This is a genomic window from Micromonospora yasonensis (assembly GCF_026013475.1).
GTDB classification, from domain to species: Bacteria; Actinomycetota; Actinomycetes; order Mycobacteriales; family Micromonosporaceae; genus Micromonospora; species Micromonospora yasonensis.
Genome location: NZ_JAPDPH010000495.1, coordinates 1 through 367, shown reverse-complemented (window position 1 = coordinate 367; position 367 = coordinate 1). Strand labels below are relative to the sequence as shown.

Annotated in this window: 1 pseudogene; it reads right to left on the bottom strand. The window is 74.9% G+C overall.

What is annotated here, in order from left to right:
• A pseudogene (locus ONA70_RS36520) lies at nucleotides 1-351 on the bottom strand (LamG domain-containing protein); the annotation flags it as partial.
• Between the last annotated feature and the right edge of the window lie 16 nt (nucleotides 352-367).

Sequence of the window (367 nt, the reverse complement as noted above, 5' to 3'; positions counted from 1 at the left end):
GCCGGTGACGCGGACGGTGAGGTCGACGCCGGGCAGCACGTCGGGGTAGGTGGCGGTGGGTCCGGACAGCACCGGTGCGGGCAGGGGCATCGGCGCGGTCAGCGACACCGCCCGGTCACCGCTGGTCAGCTCGGCCAGCGGGCCGGTGCCGCCGGCGGAGAGGCGTACCTGGTTGGTGGTCACCGCGGCGGTGATGCTGCCGTCGGCGTGTCGGACCAGGGTCGGGTCCAGGTTCTTCCACTGGCCGTCGACCCGGGTACGGGTCGGCACCGCCGACTGCGTCAGCTCCACCGTCCCGTCCGGGCGGGCCGTCAACGTCGACGACGACGTACCCGCCGCGGTGGCCTCCACCGGCTTACGGGTCCGC